This is a genomic window from Amycolatopsis sp. NPDC005232, from assembly GCF_040607795.1.
Taxonomy (GTDB): domain Bacteria; phylum Actinomycetota; class Actinomycetes; order Mycobacteriales; family Pseudonocardiaceae; genus Amycolatopsis.
This window is the reverse complement of the sequence record NZ_JBEXHL010000035.1, coordinates 34,286-48,685: the sequence shown is the minus strand read 5'-3', so window position 1 is coordinate 48,685 and position 14,400 is coordinate 34,286. Positions and strand designations below refer to the sequence as shown.

Here is a 14,400-nt window from a genome sequence, read left to right as displayed (position 1 = left end):
GGCGAGTCTCACTGGTTCGCCACCGTGGCGTAGCTCCTGGTGACGCCGTCGCGAGCCGGCGAGTCAGCCCTGCGTGATGTCCTTCTGGCTCTTCGTGTTCGAGTCGATGAGGATCTGCCCGCCGGAGTTGACGACGCGGAACGCGCGGCTCTCCGTGTGGTCGGGGAACACCACGGTGACCGTCATGTTCACCGAGTCGTCTGCGTTGTAACTACCCCGAGCGGACTTGCTGCTCACATTGCCGAACTGCTGCCAGTACTGGTCGAACGCCGCCTGGTTGCCGTAGACCTGCTGGGCGGCCGGAGTGAGCATCGCCCACGACGCCGCCGTGTCCTGCGGGAAACCGTAGAAGTCGATCACCCGCTGGCCGGCGGGCGTAAGCGCGAGTTTGCCCCCGTCATTCGGCGTCTGGCCGAGCCCGGCAACCGGCGGCGATGCGGACGGGCCGGTGCTGGGGGTGTTCGGCGTGCCGGTCGAGTTCGTCTGCTGCGGCGGGTTCGCCGTGTTCGAACCGCTGCCCTCGCCGCCGCTACCCGAGCTCAGCACCAGGAACACCACCACCGCGATCACGACCACGGCCGCGGCACCGCCCGCGAGCAGGGCGAACTTGCGTTTGTTGTCAGCCGGAGGCGGCGTGCTCGACGCGTTGCGGTAGTTCGGCGCGGCGGCCGTCGGGGCAGGGCGGGGCTGCTGCTGCGTCGGCCGGACTGGCGGCGCCGGCTGCGCGGGCTGGGGCCGCGGCGGCGTGTTGGGCGGCGCGGCGGGCGAGCGCATCGGCATGAACGCCGCCGTCGGGGTGCGCGGCGGGTTCGACGGGGCCTTCTGCGCGGGGATCGGGGCGCCGGGCTTCGGGCCGTCGACGCGCTGCCAGGGCGGACGTGAGCCGCCGCGGTCGAGGCGTTCGGTGGGGCCCGACGACAGCAGTTCGGGGCCGGCCGGCTCGCCGGACGCGAGCTTGGCGAGGCCTTCGCGGGCCTCGGCCATGCTGGGCCGGTCGCCGGGCTCGCTGCGCAGCAGGCTCATCAGCAGCGCGGTGGCCGGGCCGGCCTGGGTCGGCGGGTTGATCTGGCCGTTGGCGGCCGCGTAGAGCAGCGCGAGCTGGTTGGTGGTGTTGCCGTAGGGCGTCTGGCCCTCGATGGCCTGGTAGAGCGTGGCGCCGAGCGCGAACACGTCGGAGCTGGGCACCGGGTCGGCGCCGCGCGCCAGCTCGGGCGCGAGGTATGCCGGGGTGCCGCCGATGAGGCCGGTCTGCGTGAGCGTCATGTCGCCGGCCGCACGCGAGATGCCGAAGTCGGTGATCTTCGCGGTGCCGGTCTCGTCGATGAGGATGTTGCCGGGCTTCACGTCGCGGTGCACGATCCCGGAGCGGTGCGCGGCGACGAGCGCGGCGGCCACCTGCTCCCCGATGCGCGCGACCTGGCCGACGGGCAGCGTGCCCTGCTCGGCCAGCACGGCCGAGAGGCTGGGGCCGTCGAGGAACTCCATCACGAGGCAGGGGTCGCCGCCGTGTTCGGCGATGTCGAAGACGACGATCGCGTTGGGGTGCTGGAAGCGGGCCGCGTTCTTGGCCTCGCGCATGGCGCGCTGGCGCATGTTGTCGCGTTCGGCCTCGGAGACGCCCGGCTGGGGCAGGATCTGCTTGATCGCCACCGACCGTTCCAGGCGCACGTCGACGGCGCGCCACACCACACCCATGGCACCGCTACCAATGTGCTCGACGAGGCGGTAGTGCCCCGCGATCAGCTGACCGGTGTCGATGGCGACCGCTCCTGACGAAATCCCGGTGATCGTGGCCTTACTCAGCGCGGATACCCCTCGCGCACCCGAACGAGTGTAGCGGTCGGGTCGATGTTGCCGCCGTCAGCCAGCCGGTGCGGAGGCGGCGGGCGCTTCCTCCTCCACAGCGGGAGCGCGCTTCTTCAGCACCCTGACCAGGCCGACGGCTCCGGCCGCGGCGAAAACGGCGTAACAAGCCAGGAGCGCGGGCGGCGTGTCGCCCGTCAGCGCGTCGGCGAGGATCACCACGGCGACCGTGCCGGGGACACTCCCCAGCAGCGTGCCGACCAGGTACGGCACCAGCTTCACCGTCGACACTCCGCACAGGTAGCTCAGCGGCGCGAAGGGGACGACGGGGATCAGCCGCAGCGAGGTGATCGCCAGTACACCGCCGCCGGAGAGCCGTTCGTTCACGATGCGCACGGGCGCCCGGTGCAGGTGGCGCAGCACGAGGTCCCGGCCCAGCAGCCGCGCGAGCGCGAACGACAGGCCCGCCGCGATCGTCGTCGCCACCAAACCGATCGCGATCCCCGCGACGCTGCCGACGAGCAGCCCGGCCGCGAGGTTGAACACGGTGCGCGGAATGGGCGCAACGGTGAGCAACGAGTACGCGACCAGCAGCACCAGCGGCGTCGCCGGACCGGTCGCCTGGGCCCAGCGGCGCAGGTCCGACGGGCCGGGGATCGGCAGGAACACCGCGGCCGCCGCGAGGAGGGCGAGCACGGTGAGCGCGAGGATCAGCTTGGTTCTGCCGGACACCCGTTCCACGGTAGAGGAAAGCGTGATCGGCAGGCGCGCGGCGTGGATCCGGCTACGGTGGGCCCATGCCCAAGAACGGCGATCCGGTCGAGTACCAGGTGGGGGAGCGCACCGTCAGGGTCACGAGCCCGGACAAGGTGTACTTCCCGGAGCGCGGCATCACGAAGCGGCAGGTGGTGGAGCACTACCTCGCGGTGGGCGAGCCGTTGCTGCGCGCGATCGGCGAGCGGCCCACCACGCTCAAGCGTTACGTCGACGGCGTGGCGGGCGAGTGGTTCTACGCCAAGCGCGTGCCCAAGGGCGCACCGGACTGGGTCCAGACCGCGCGGATCACGTTCCCGTCCGGGCGCACCGCCGACGAGGTCTGCCCGACCGAACCCGCCGTGTTCGCGTGGGCGGCGAACCTCGGCACGTTCGACTTCCACCCGTGGCCCGTTCGGCGGTCCGATGTGGACCATCCGGACGAGCTGCGCATCGACGTCGACCCGCCGGACTCAGCCGGCTTCGACGACGCCGTCGCGGTGGCGCGCGTGGTCCGCGAGGTGCTGGCCGACGCGGGGCTCACCGGCTACCCCAAGACGTCCGGCGGACGCGGGGTCCACGTGCTCGTGCGCATCCGGCCGGAGTGGGACTTCATCGCCGTGCGCCACGCGGTGATCGCGCTGGGGCGCGAGGTCGAACGCCGCATCCCGGACAAGGCCACCGTTTCCTGGTGGAAGGAGGAACGCGGCGGCCGCGTGTTCCTCGACTACAACCAGGCGGCGCGCGACCGCACCGTCGCCTCCACGTGGTCGGTCCGCGGGACGCAGCGCGCGACCGTGTCCACGCCCTTGACCTGGGCAATGCTCGACGACGTGCACCCGGACGACTTCGACGTGCTCACCGTGCCGGCCTTCCTGGCCGAGCACGGCGACCTCCACGCGCCGATGGACGAAACGGCGTTCGGCCTCGAAACCCTGCTGGAGTGGTACGAACGCGACGACCGCGACCTCGGCGGCGCGGAACTGCCGTACCCGCCGGACTACCCGAAGATGCCGGGTGAGCCCAAGCGCGTGCAGCCGAGCAAGGCGCGGCCCGACACCGAGTGATCGTCTCGTCGCCGCGGGTGCTCACCGTCCGTGATCAACTTCGGCGAACGCGAAGAATTCCCACCTTTACGGCTGCGTAACGTTCCCGCAGGTCAGACTGGGAGTGGAGTAGCGTCCGTCGGGCTCCGGTTGTCCTCTGCCGCACATCCGGCGCGTAACACCCCGGCGCCGCGCGGCGACTATTCCGCGCCGGAGGAGTCCGGCTCGAGGAGGGAGGCCTTTCGTGGACGACCTGATCGCGTTCCTCGCCGCGCGGGTGGGTCAGCGGCAGGCGCTGATCATGCAGGCGGTGCAGAAGGCGAAAACTGGCGAGGCGCTCAACCGCGGCGAGACGAAGGTCGCGGTCGAACAACGCGTGCGCGCGCTCGGCGACACCGATCTCGACGTCGTCAACCAGATGATCAACGAGGTCGAGGTCACGCGCCGCATCATGCTCGCTCACCGCACTACGGTGTCCGAAAAGGTCCCCGGTTTTCCTTTGTACGGCAGCGAATACTGGTGCGAGACCTGTCACGTCCCGGCCGACGAGGCGGGGTCGAACTGGTGTCTGACGCTGCGGCTGCTCGCCCTGCCGCACGCCGAGCACCCGGACTACAGCGAACGCTGGCGGCCGTAGCTCGTCACGCCGGGGAATCCGCGGCCACGCGGCCGTGTTGATCCAAGCGTGACGTTCCGGATCTCCGTGCTCGACCGTTCGCCCGCCCGGCGCGGGCGGGGTAGCGCGCAGGCGCTGCGGGACACCGTCGCGTTCGCGCGGGACATCGAGCGGCTCGGGTACCACCGGTTCTGGGTTTCGGAGCATCACAGCGTGCCCGGAGTGGCCGGGTCGGCGCCGACGGTGCTGGCCGCGGCGGTCGCGTCGGTGACGTCGCGGATCCGCGTCGGCACGGGCGGCGTGATGTTGCCGAACCATCGGCCGCTGGTGGTCGCGGAGCAGTTCGGGGTGCTGGAATCGCTGTTCCCGGGCCGGATCGATCTGGGGCTGGGCCGGTCCGTGGGCTTCACCGACGGCGTGCGGCAAGCGCTCGGGCAGGGGCGCGAGGCGGCCGAGGACTTCGGCGGCCAGGTGCGCGAGCTGCTCGCGTTCTTCAGCGGCGACCAGACGGCCTACCCCGGCGTGCACGCGATCCCGGCCGAAGGGCTGAGCCTGCCGACGTTCCTGCTGGCCACCGGCTCCGGCGCGGACCTCGCCGCCGAGCTGAGCCTGCCGCTGGTGATCGCGCCGGCGCGCGGGGAGCGGGCGATGGTCGAGGCCATCCGCCGGTACCGGGACACGTTCGCAGGAGCGGGAACCGAGCCGTATGTCGTCGTGTCGACATCGGTCGCCGTCGCCGATACCCACGAACAGGCGCGCCGGCTGCTGGTGCCCGAGGCGTGGTCGACGGTGTACTCGCGCAGCCACGGCGTCTTCCCGCCGCTCTCGCCCGTCGACGAGATCCTGGCGCTGCCCAAGACCGACCGCGAACGCACGCGCCTCGACGACATCGTCGCGAGCCAGATCGGCGGCACCCCCGCCGAGGTGACCGGCCGGCTCGGCGAGCTGGTCGAGACCACCGGGGCCGACGAGCTCCTGGTCAGCACGAGCACCTACGACCAGGCTGCCCGCCTCGAATCGTTCGCCGCGCTCGCGGAGCTGGCCGGGCTTTCGGTCTCGGCCTAAAAACGCTTACCCGCGGCGGAACACACTGCTACGGTGAACGCATGACTGCCGGGTCGGCCGAGAGCCGTGAGCAGACGGGGTACCCGGCCTTGCCGTGACCCCCCGGTGGGCCCGTGGCCCACCCTCCCGAAGCGAACTTCCGAGGACATTCCTGCGGTTCGCGAAGGGAGGTGAAATCGTTTGTCCACATCGGAAACCAGCGCCGCGGAAACCACTTGGCGCTCCTGGCTGTCCGAGCACGCCACGGGCGGAGTGCTCGACGGCGTGGTCGTGCAGCAGTTGCCGTTCGGCGCGTTCGTCGAGGTGGCGCCCGGCATCCAGGGCCTGCTCGTGACCGACCGCGGCGCCGCTCCTGAAGTCGGTGCGAGCCTGTCGGTGCGCATCGAGCAGATCGACGTCGAACGCCGCCGGTTCAGCCTCGTCACGGCGTGACGCGCGGGGCTGGGGCAGAAGCGCTGCTGCCCCAGCCCTCAGCTCGCCTTCTTCAGTTCACCGCGGCCGAAGTCGTGCGCGCCACCTCGGCCGGCGGCGTGCCCGCCGTGTCGACCACTGTGGCCGATTTCTCAAGCCACGGCAGGGCTTTCTCGTACGCGTCGAGGTGATCGAGCCGCCACTGCCGAATACCCGGCTCGTCGGCCTCGATGCGCCGGCGCAGCTCATCGCGGTCCGCGTGCAGCACGAAGTGGTGCACCGTTACGCCGCGTGCGGCCAGCCCGTCGAAGATCTCCCGCGCGTACCGCGCGACGAGGATCGTCTGCGGCGCCACGAGCGGTCCGCCGGTGTGCGCGTGAACGCGCGCCATGGTCTCGACCACCAGCGGACGCCACAGCTCGAGGTCCTGGAAATCGCCCTCGGGCTCGGGAAACGGCACGCGCAGCAGGTACCCGACGTACTCCGGGTCGAATACACGCGCGCCCAGCGGCCCGGTGAGTTCGCGCGCGGTCGTGGTCTTGCCGGCGCCGAACGTCCCGTTGAGCCAGACGATCATCCCAGCGCCACCGGAGTGAACCCCGCAGGCGCGGGCAGCCGGCCGGTGGCGAGCAGCAGCGCTTCCCGGTCGTCCTCCGACGGCAACGGCCGACCGGCGACGCCCTCCACGATCGCCCGCGTCGCGGCCAGAGTCGACGCCGGTGGACCGTCCACACCGGACAGGTGCAGCGTCAGATCGAGGTGGTGCAGCGTCGCTTCGACCACGTACGTCGTGAGGAAGTCCGCGACCGTCAGCACCTCGTCGCGAGTTTCCACGCGAGTGGCGGGATCCGCGGCAGCCGCGGCTTTCCCCGCGGCGACGGCCAGGTCGTCGAAGTGGTGCGTGAGCGAGGCCGGCCCGGAGTACGCGACGGCGCCGCGGCGGACGAACGCCGACTCCGCGTCCGTGCCGGCACCCGGTTCGCCGGGCTCCCAGTAGGTCACGGCGTCGCGTGTCGCGGGCGCGTCGGTGGTCGTGACGAGCGTGATGAGGATGTCCTGCGCACCGATGACCAGGTGGAACACGAGGTCCTGCACCAGCCACCCGGCGCAGCCGGACGGCGCGACCCACTGCGTGTCGTCGAGGGAGTGGACGGCTTCCTGCAGGGCGCCCCAGGCCCGGGGGAAAAGATCCATGCAGCACCCTAGCGAGGCCGCACTCCGCCCCGCACAAGGTTTCTACAGCCGCAGCTGCAGCTGCGTGAGCAGCCGCTGAGCCGGATCCCCGAGGTCGACACCGGACACCTCCGCCGCCCGCCGCACGCGGTATCGCACGGTGTTCGGGTGGATGTTCAACGCCTTCGCGGCCGCCCGCGCATCCCCGAACGCGTCGAGGTACGCGAGCACCGCCGGCACGAGGATGCCGCCGTGGTCGGCGTCGTGCGCCAGCAGTTCGGTCAGCCGCGGGTCGCGGATGCGCGGCTGGTCCGCGAGGTACGCCAACACTTCCGACAGCAGCACGTCGGCACGCACATCCGCCAGCGACGCGACGGCTTCGGGCCACCGCCCGCGCGCCATCGCGAGCAGCACGCGGTCCGCGTCACCGCGAGACGCGGCCGCCTCGGACAGCCGGGGGACCACGCCGCCGAGCGCAGCCCGCACCGGCACGTCGAGGTGCCGCTCCGCCGCCGTCACGATCTCCTTGGCCAGAGCCAGAACCGCCGCGTCCGAATGCTCCGGCAGGTCAGGCAGCAACGCGTAGACGCGCGCGCCCAGCACACTCACCAGGGCACTTCGCCGGTACGCGGCGGTGTGCACCGCGATCAGGTGCACCAGCTCCGCGCGCCGCAGCAGCCGGTCCGAAGCGGCGGGACCGGTCGACGACAACGCGAACGTCAGCACCTGCGCGGGCCGCGCGGGATCGGCGCCGATGTCGTCGGCCACCGACTCGGCGTCGACGCGGCCTTCAAGCAGCCCGGCCAGCAGGTCTTCGCGCAGCCGCAGCTGGGGGCTCGGCAGCGTGCGCGCCCGGATGAGCTGCGGCGCCAGCGTGCGGCTCGCGCCGAGCAGCGCCACTTCCGCCTGTTCGGTGAGCGGCGTGGCGCCCTCCTGCACCCAGATCGTGCCCAGCGGCTGCGATCCCGCGTGGATGCCGGCCGCGATGCGCCGGCGGATGCCCAGCTCGGGCCGTTCGTCGATCCGCACGATCCCCTCGCCCGCGCGCAGCCGCTGGTAGACACCCCATTCCCGCAGCATCGCCAGGTACCGCTCGGGTCCCTCGCGCCCGAGGATCGACAGCCGGCGCAGCTCGTCGACCTCGTCCGACGATCGCGAGTACGCCAGCACGCGGCTCGCGGTGTCCTCGATGCTCACGAGACCGCCGGTGAGCGTCGCGACTGTCTGGGCCAGAGCGAACAGGTCGCCCAGCACCTCGCCGGTCTCCGCCTCGCCGCCGGCACGGGCCGCGTCGACGACCCCGCGGGCCAGCGCCTCCACCTGCTCCCACCGCGCCTCGGCCCCCACCGTGAGCAGCGCGACGCCCGCGTCGGCCGCCACGTCCGTGCCGCCTTCGCCCTTCACAGCCACCGCGGCCGCCCCGCCGCGCCCGGCCGCTCGGATGGCCGCGGCCGCCGCCCGGCCGCGCGCGCCGATCACCAGCACGAGGTCACCGGGGTGTGCTTCCGGCGGGTCTTCGGGGTCGAGGATCACCACGTCGTCGACCCGCACGCCCAGCCCCTGCGGCGCCACGAGCACCCGTACGAGCGGTTCGCCCAGCGTCGCCAGCACGTGGCGCAGCGAGGTGGCGGGCAGGCCATCGGACGCTTCGGTTGTCACCGGACCACCTTCATCCGATCGGACAAGTTCATCACCCCGATTCTAGCCGGTCGGACAAACCTGCGGGCGCGTTCCGGAGTTACCGTTCGGGCATCCCAGCAGTACAGAGCACCAGTACCTAGAAGCACCGCAGAAGAAAGACCAGAGGGAGCCGCCGTGGACGCCGTGACCCAGACACCCACCCCGAAGAACGAGCCGGTGTACACCTACGCACCGGGCAGCGCCGAGCGCGCCGAGCTGGAAGGGGCGCTGAAGAAACTGGGTCAGGCCGGTCCGGTCGACCTGACCGTGACCGTCGGCGGCGAGCAGCGCGCCGGGGGCGGCGAGAAGATCGACGTCGTCGAGCCGCACAACCACAGCCACGTGCTCGGCACCATCTCCAGCGCGTCGAAGGAAGACACGCAGGACGCCATCGCCGCCGCAGGCAAGGCCGCCCCGGAGTGGCGCGCGCTGTCGTTCGACGACCGCGCCGCCGTGCTGCTGCGCGCCGCCGACCTGCTCACCGGCCCGTGGCGCGCCACGCTCAACGCCGCCACCATGCTCGGCCAGTCGAAGACCGCCACACAGGCCGAGATCGACGCCGCGTGCGAGCTCGCCGACTTCTGGCGCTTCAACGTCGAGTTCGGCCGCCGCATCCTCGCCGAGCAGCCCGCCAGCTCGCCCGGCGTGTGGAACCGCATGGAGCACCGCCCGCTCGAGGGCTTCGTCTACGCGATCACGCCGTTCAACTTCACCGCGATCGCCGGCAACCTGCCCACCGCGCCCGCGCTCATGGGCAACACCGTGCTGTGGAAGCCCTCGCCGACGCAGAGCTTCGCCGCGCACCTGACCATGCGGCTGCTCGAAGAGGCCGGCATGCCGCCGGGCGTGATCAACCTGCTCCCCGGCGACGGCAAGGCCGTGTCCGAGGTGGCGCTGACTCACCGCAACCTCGCCGGCATCCACTTCACCGGTTCCACGCCGACGTTCCAGCACCTGTGGAGCACGGTCGGCGCGAACATCGCCGGCTACCGCGGCTACCCGCGCCTCGTCGGCGAGACCGGCGGCAAGGACTTCGTGCTCGCGCACCCGTCGGCCGACCTCGACGTGCTGCGCACGGCGCTGGTCCGCGGCGCCTTCGAGTACCAGGGCCAGAAGTGCTCCGCGGCTTCGCGTGCGTACGTGCCGCGCAGCCTGTGGGAGCAGCTGACGGACGGCCTGGTCAGCGAGACCGAAGCCATCACCTACGGCGACGTCAGCGACCTGTCGCACTTCGGTGGCGCTGTGATCGACCGGCGCGCGTTCGACAAGCACGCGTCACTGTTCGAGCGCGTGAAGGGCGACGCCGAGGTCGAGATCCTCACCGGCGGCACCGCCGACGACAGCGTGGGCTACTTCGTACAGCCGACGATCCTCGTGTCGGGCAACCCGAAGCACGAGATCTTCAGCACCGAGTACTTCGGCCCGATCCTGTCGGTCCACGTGTACGAGGACGCGCAGTTCGACGAGATGCTCAAGGTCATCGACGAGACCGCGGCCTACGCGCTCACCGGTTCCGTGATCGCCAACGACCGCACCGCCGTCGCCAAGGCCTCGCAGGCGCTGCGCTACACGGCGGGCAACTTCTACGTCAACGACAAGCCGACCGGCGCCGTCGTCGGGCAGCAGCCGTTCGGCGGGGCCCGGGCTTCGGGCACCAACGACAAGGCCGGCTCGATCTTCAACCTGCTCCGCTGGACGAGCCCGCGCTCGATCAAGGAGACGTTCGTGCCGCCGACCACCGTGCGCTACCCGCACCAGGGCTGAGGGAGAGACCGCCATGCTGCGTGCCCCGCTGCTCGCCGCCGCCCGATCCCGGCGGATGCGCGCGTTGATCGAAGCAGTGCCCGCGACGCGATCCGTCGTGCGCCGCTTCGTCTCCGGGTCCACGACCGCCGACGCCGTGCGCGCCGCGCGCGAGCTGGCCGCCGACGGCCGGTCGATCACCATCGACCACCTCGGTGAGGACACGACCGACGCCGCCCAGGCGGCCACTACGGTCCGGGCGTACGAGGACCTGCTCTCGGCGCTCGCCGACCAGGGCCTCGCCGCCGGTGCCGACGTCTCGGTGAAGCTCTCGGCCGTCGGACAGTTCCTGCCCGGTGACGGCGAGGGCGTGGCGCTGGAGAACGCGCGCAAGATCTGCGCGGCGGCCGAGGCCGTCGGCGCGACGGTGACGCTCGACATGGAGGACCACACCACCACGGACTCGACGCTTGCGATCCTGCGGGAGCTGCGCGGCGAGTACCCGTGGGTCGGTGCGGTGCTGCAGGCCTACCTCAAGCGCACCGAGCAGGACTGCCGCGAGCTGTCCGGCCCGGGGTCGCGCGTGCGGCTGTGCAAGGGCGCCTACGCGGAGCCCGAGGCGGTGGCGTTCCAGGACAAGGCCGAGGTCGACAAGTCCTACGTGCGCTGCCTGCGCGTCTTGATGGCGGGCCAGGGCTACCCGATGGTGGCTTCGCACGACCCGCGGATGATCGCCATCGCGAAGAAGGTGGCCGCCGACAACGGCCGCAAGCCCGGCGACCACGAGTTCCAGATGCTCTACGGCATCCGCCCGGAGGAGCAGAAGAACCTCGCGGCCGAGGGGCGCACGATGCGCGTGTACGTGCCCTGCGGCGACGAGTGGTACGGCTACTTCATGCGCCGGCTCGCCGAGCGTCCGGCCAACTTGGCGTTCTTCCTGCGCGGGCTCGTCACCCGCTCCTGAGAACCTGCGAAGGCCCCCTCCACCACGTCATCCGTGGTTGAGGGGGCCTTCGTCGTTCGTGACCCCTTGCTCGGGGGTGGTGCGTCAGGCCTGCTCCTGGGCGGCTTGGGTCGCCTGCTCGGCGGCGGCCTTCTTGACCTCGTCCATGTCGACCTCACGGGCCTGGCGGATGAGGTCCTCCAGCGCCGGCTCCGGCAGCGCGCCCGGCTGCGCGTAGATCAGCGTCTTGTCGCGGATCACGGCCAGCGTCGGGATCGAGCGGATGTCGAACGCGGCGGCCAGCTGCTGCTCGGCCTCCGTGTCGACCTTGGCGAAGACGATGTCGGAGTGCTTCTCCGACGACTTGTCATACACCGGCGCGAACTGGCGACACGGCCCGCACCAGCTCGCCCAGAAGTCGATCAGGACGAAGTCGTTGTCGGTCACGGTCTGGTCGAAGTTGGCGGTGGTCAGCTCAACGGTGCTCATGATGGGGTCAACGGACGGCGCCGGGCGGGAATTCCCCGGCGGCGGGTAGCGTCATGGGCCGGTTAGTACGAGGTGAGGAGGACCACCCATGGCGAACGGCGAGATCCTGGGCCGCATCGACGAGCTCATCGCGGAAGAGCACCAGCTGCGGTCGCGTTCGGTCGGTACCGGGCTGTCCGGTGACGACCAGACGAAGCTGACGAAGGTGGAGCAGGAGCTCGACCAGTGCTGGGACCTGCTGAGGCAGCGGCGCGCTCGGACGGAGTTCCACGAGAACCCGGATGAGGCGTCGGTGCGGTCTGTGGGTGAGGTTGAGGGGTATCGGCAGTAGGGTTTTGGGTGCCGGCTCGGCGCGCGGAGCGCACCGAGCCGTCCCTACTTGGCTTTCCGAGAAACCATCTCCGCAATCCAAATCGGCGAATACGGCGACGTACAATTCGCCGGCGTCGGATAATCCTTCAAAACCCCCAGCCTCTCCCCAATCCCCACCGCACGACCCCGATAACCAGGATGCTCAATCCCAATCTCCGCAAGACAATGATTCATCGCCCACTGCAACCGCTCGGGCGCATCCTTCATCTCACCCTCGATAACATCCAGCAACCCACCAAGATCCAGCCCATCAGGAGCCTTCGCCACAAGATCAGTAGTCAACGCCCACCCAGCACTGGCCACCACCGAATCCGAATCACCGAACCAAGCAACCCGCAGTTCCTCGACATGAGGACTCCTCTTCACGACATACCCCACCAGCCAGTCGTGCACCTTCGGCGTCCGAGCCCCGCGCAGCATCGCGTCCAACTCAACAAGCTCAAACAACTTCGGCCGGCAAATCAGCACCGCCACCAGCCTCGCAGCGCTATCCCCAGTAGCCCAAAGCTCAACAGCAAGCTCATGCCGCGTCTTCAACCTCTTGGCCAGCGCACGCAACTTACCGAGATTCACCCCATGGTCATCACCATGTTTCTCGTTCACCGCACGAGACTTCGGGTCCTCGAGGGCGGCCAATTCGGCCAGCACCTCGGCCACAGTGCTGTCGGTCACGGTGAACCCCCCGTCAAGCCGGGCACAGAGTCCCGTCAGTCGGAACCTTCCCATCGATCAAAAACGCCTGAACAGCCGAAGTAACACACGGCGACTGCCCGACCGCCCCATGCCCAGCGCCCTGCCACGAAATGGTCACCGCACTCGGCATCTGATCCGCACCACGCGTGGTCCCGATCTCCGGCGTCACCGGATCAGCAGCCGTCGCAGCGACCAAAATCGGCGGCGCCCCAGGCGCCCCAGCGGCCGGCAACGGCTCCCGCCGGACAGGCCACGCCCCACACCACGCGAGCTCCTGCGCGACAGCCGACCCGAACTGCGGATACTTCGCCCGCATCCCCTCGTCGACCTTGTTGATCTGATCAGCAGGCAGCCGGGTGGCCACGTCGTTGCAGCGAGTCGCCATCACCCCGCCGATCCGCGACGTACGCCCCTGCGCATCGACGATCACCGGGTCCGCGAACGACTCCAGTGCCGTCGCATCGCCGGACTTGGCCGCAGCCAGCGCATCGGCAAGCGCAGGCCACCGCGTCCGGTCAGCCAACCCGAGATACACCGCGTAAGTTGCGATACCGGGAGTCACCGTGACCCCGTCCGGAGTCGTCTCCGGCGCCGCGCGCAAGCGGTCGGTCACGGCCTTCAACGCCGCCTTCGGATCCCCCATCGCACACCCACGAGCTGCGCAATCAGCCCCGAACGCATCCAACGTCGCCTGCGCACCCGCAGCGACAGCGTCCAGCACCGCGGCACGGTCCTCACCCGGGTCAGGCAAGCCGTCCAGGACCATCCGCCCCACCTGCGCGGGATAGCGCACGGCGTACTCCGACAGCACCTTCGAACCATCACCTCGTCCGAGGGCGTTGAGGTGCGGCACGCCGAGCTGGGTCCGCAGCTCCTCGAGGTCGCCGGCGGTGCGCCAGCTGTCCAGCGCTGTCTGGGCCGTGTCGAGGTCGATGGCGCACTGCTGGCCGGCGCGGCGGGAGGCGTCGAGGACGTCCGAGAGGTCGCCCTGGGCCGGGTCGGCGCCGAGCAGCGCTTCGCGTGCTTCCGGGGGCACGCATTGCACGCCGCCCGAAAGGCCGGTGCCGCGGCGGTCCACGCCGATCAGCGAGAACTTCTGCAGGAACGCGGGTGGCAGCTGCGAGGCCAGGCGTGCGGCGAAGACGGAGCCGGGTTCGCCACCGATGTCGTTCACGACCACGAGCGGGATCGGGCCGTCGCCGGCCTTGAGCACGAGGATGCGCGCGAGCTGGTGCTGCGTGTCGTCGGGCGCGTCGAGCGGGCTGGTCAGGCGCGCGCACGTGAAGTGCAGCGAGTCCGGCGCGGCGGGGGAGCCCATGCGCTGGCGGGTGTCGTCGTCGCAGTCGGTCCAGCGCAGGCTGGGCGACTGCGGTTGCGCGAGGGGCGGGAGCGGCACGGGCGCGGCGCTGGGGGCCGGCGGCTGCGTGGCCTGACCGTCGTTGTCCACCACCGCCGGGCGCACCGACGGTCCCGTGGTGCAGCCCGCGACGGTCAACACCGCCACCAGCACCGCCACCAGTGCACGCAGACGGGGGCGGCTGGTGGAACGGCGGCGCACGGGCTGGTCCTCACGTGGTGTCGGTGGAGCTGTCCGACGAGCTTGGCACGCCGGG

At 70.9% G+C, this 14,400-nt stretch carries 15 protein-coding genes; 7 read left to right on the top strand and 8 right to left on the bottom strand.

The features are described from left to right. Positions 1-63 precede the first annotated feature (63 nt). Together ABZU76_RS41710 and ABZU76_RS41705 are read right to left on the bottom strand one after the other, a co-directional pair. The gene (locus tag ABZU76_RS41710) at positions 64-1,743 is read right to left on the bottom strand and encodes a protein kinase (RefSeq protein ID WP_354880971.1); all 1,680 of its coding nucleotides are present in this window, start codon (positions 1,741-1,743) and stop codon (positions 64-66) included. A gap of 117 nt (positions 1,744-1,860) precedes the next feature. After that, positions 1,861-2,535 carry a TVP38/TMEM64 family protein gene (locus tag ABZU76_RS41705; protein WP_354880852.1) on the bottom strand — a complete coding sequence of 225 codons (675 nt, stop codon included), beginning with the start codon at positions 2,533-2,535 and terminating at the stop codon, positions 1,861-1,863. A 65-nt stretch (positions 2,536-2,600) separates the two neighbouring features. On the opposite strand from ABZU76_RS41705, the gene ABZU76_RS41700 reads away from it, so the two are divergent. The 4 genes from ABZU76_RS41700 to ABZU76_RS41685 all read left to right on the top strand — a co-directional run bounded on the left by ABZU76_RS41700 (position 2,601) and on the right by ABZU76_RS41685 (position 5,715). Beyond that, positions 2,601-3,623, top strand: coding sequence for a DNA polymerase domain-containing protein (locus ABZU76_RS41700; protein WP_354880849.1), 1,023 nt, complete (start codon positions 2,601-2,603; stop codon positions 3,621-3,623). A 223-nt stretch (positions 3,624-3,846) separates the two neighbouring features. After that, positions 3,847-4,239, top strand: a complete 393-nt coding sequence (locus ABZU76_RS41695) for a DUF6221 family protein (protein WP_220238384.1) — start codon at positions 3,847-3,849, stop codon at positions 4,237-4,239. 48 nt (positions 4,240-4,287) lie between these two features. Continuing rightward, positions 4,288-5,283 carry an LLM class flavin-dependent oxidoreductase gene (locus tag ABZU76_RS41690; protein ID WP_354880845.1) on the top strand — a complete coding sequence of 332 codons (996 nt, stop codon included), beginning with the start codon at positions 4,288-4,290 and terminating at the stop codon, positions 5,281-5,283. Positions 5,284-5,463: 180 nt separating this feature from the next. Then, entirely contained in the window at positions 5,464-5,715 is a 252-nt protein-coding gene (locus tag ABZU76_RS41685; RefSeq protein WP_220238385.1) for a S1 RNA-binding domain-containing protein, read from the top strand. A 52-nt stretch (positions 5,716-5,767) separates the two neighbouring features. Here the strand turns inward: ABZU76_RS41685 and ABZU76_RS41680 are convergent, their stop codons facing one another. The 3 genes from ABZU76_RS41680 to ABZU76_RS41670 are packed head-to-tail and all read right to left on the bottom strand — an operon-like array spanning position 5,768 to position 8,526. Beyond that, the gene (locus ABZU76_RS41680) at positions 5,768-6,271 is read right to left on the bottom strand and encodes an AAA family ATPase (RefSeq protein WP_354880842.1); all 504 of its coding nucleotides are present in this window, start codon (positions 6,269-6,271) and stop codon (positions 5,768-5,770) included. After that, positions 6,268-6,888, bottom strand: a complete 621-nt coding sequence (locus tag ABZU76_RS41675) for a maleylpyruvate isomerase N-terminal domain-containing protein (protein WP_354880839.1) — start codon at positions 6,886-6,888, stop codon at positions 6,268-6,270. The genes ABZU76_RS41680 and ABZU76_RS41675 overlap by 4 nt, the downstream gene beginning before the upstream one ends. A 42-nt stretch (positions 6,889-6,930) precedes the next feature. Then, complete coding sequence (locus ABZU76_RS41670) at positions 6,931-8,526, bottom strand: helix-turn-helix domain-containing protein (RefSeq protein WP_354880836.1); 1,596 nt, start codon at positions 8,524-8,526, stop codon at positions 6,931-6,933. A gap of 156 nt (positions 8,527-8,682) precedes the next feature. Between ABZU76_RS41670 and pruA the strand changes: the two genes are divergently transcribed. Beyond that, complete coding sequence (pruA, locus tag ABZU76_RS41665; protein WP_354880833.1) at positions 8,683-10,311, top strand: L-glutamate gamma-semialdehyde dehydrogenase; 1,629 nt, start codon at positions 8,683-8,685, stop codon at positions 10,309-10,311. Positions 10,312-10,324: 13 nt separating this feature from the next. Continuing rightward, positions 10,325-11,254 carry a proline dehydrogenase family protein gene (locus ABZU76_RS41660; RefSeq protein ID WP_354880830.1) on the top strand — a complete coding sequence of 310 codons (930 nt, stop codon included), beginning with the start codon at positions 10,325-10,327 and terminating at the stop codon, positions 11,252-11,254. Positions 11,255-11,338: 84 nt separating this feature from the next. On the opposite strand, the gene trxA is transcribed toward ABZU76_RS41660, so the two are convergent. Then, entirely contained in the window at positions 11,339-11,722 is a 384-nt protein-coding gene (gene trxA, locus ABZU76_RS41655; protein WP_354880827.1) for a thioredoxin, read from the bottom strand. Positions 11,723-11,810: 88 nt separating this feature from the next. Between trxA and ABZU76_RS41650 the strand changes: the two genes are divergently transcribed. Next, positions 11,811-12,053 carry a DUF2630 family protein gene (locus tag ABZU76_RS41650; RefSeq protein ID WP_220238391.1) on the top strand — a complete coding sequence of 81 codons (243 nt, stop codon included), beginning with the start codon at positions 11,811-11,813 and terminating at the stop codon, positions 12,051-12,053. A 44-nt stretch (positions 12,054-12,097) separates the two neighbouring features. Here ABZU76_RS41650 and ABZU76_RS41645 read toward each other — a convergent pair whose 3' ends face one another. Then, the gene (locus tag ABZU76_RS41645; RefSeq protein WP_354880823.1) at positions 12,098-12,766 is read right to left on the bottom strand and encodes a DNA alkylation repair protein; all 669 of its coding nucleotides are present in this window, start codon (positions 12,764-12,766) and stop codon (positions 12,098-12,100) included. A gap of 13 nt (positions 12,767-12,779) precedes the next feature. Next, positions 12,780-14,345 carry an alpha/beta hydrolase gene (locus ABZU76_RS41640; protein ID WP_354880820.1) on the bottom strand — a complete coding sequence of 522 codons (1,566 nt, stop codon included), beginning with the start codon at positions 14,343-14,345 and terminating at the stop codon, positions 12,780-12,782. Positions 14,346-14,400 lie beyond the last annotated feature (55 nt).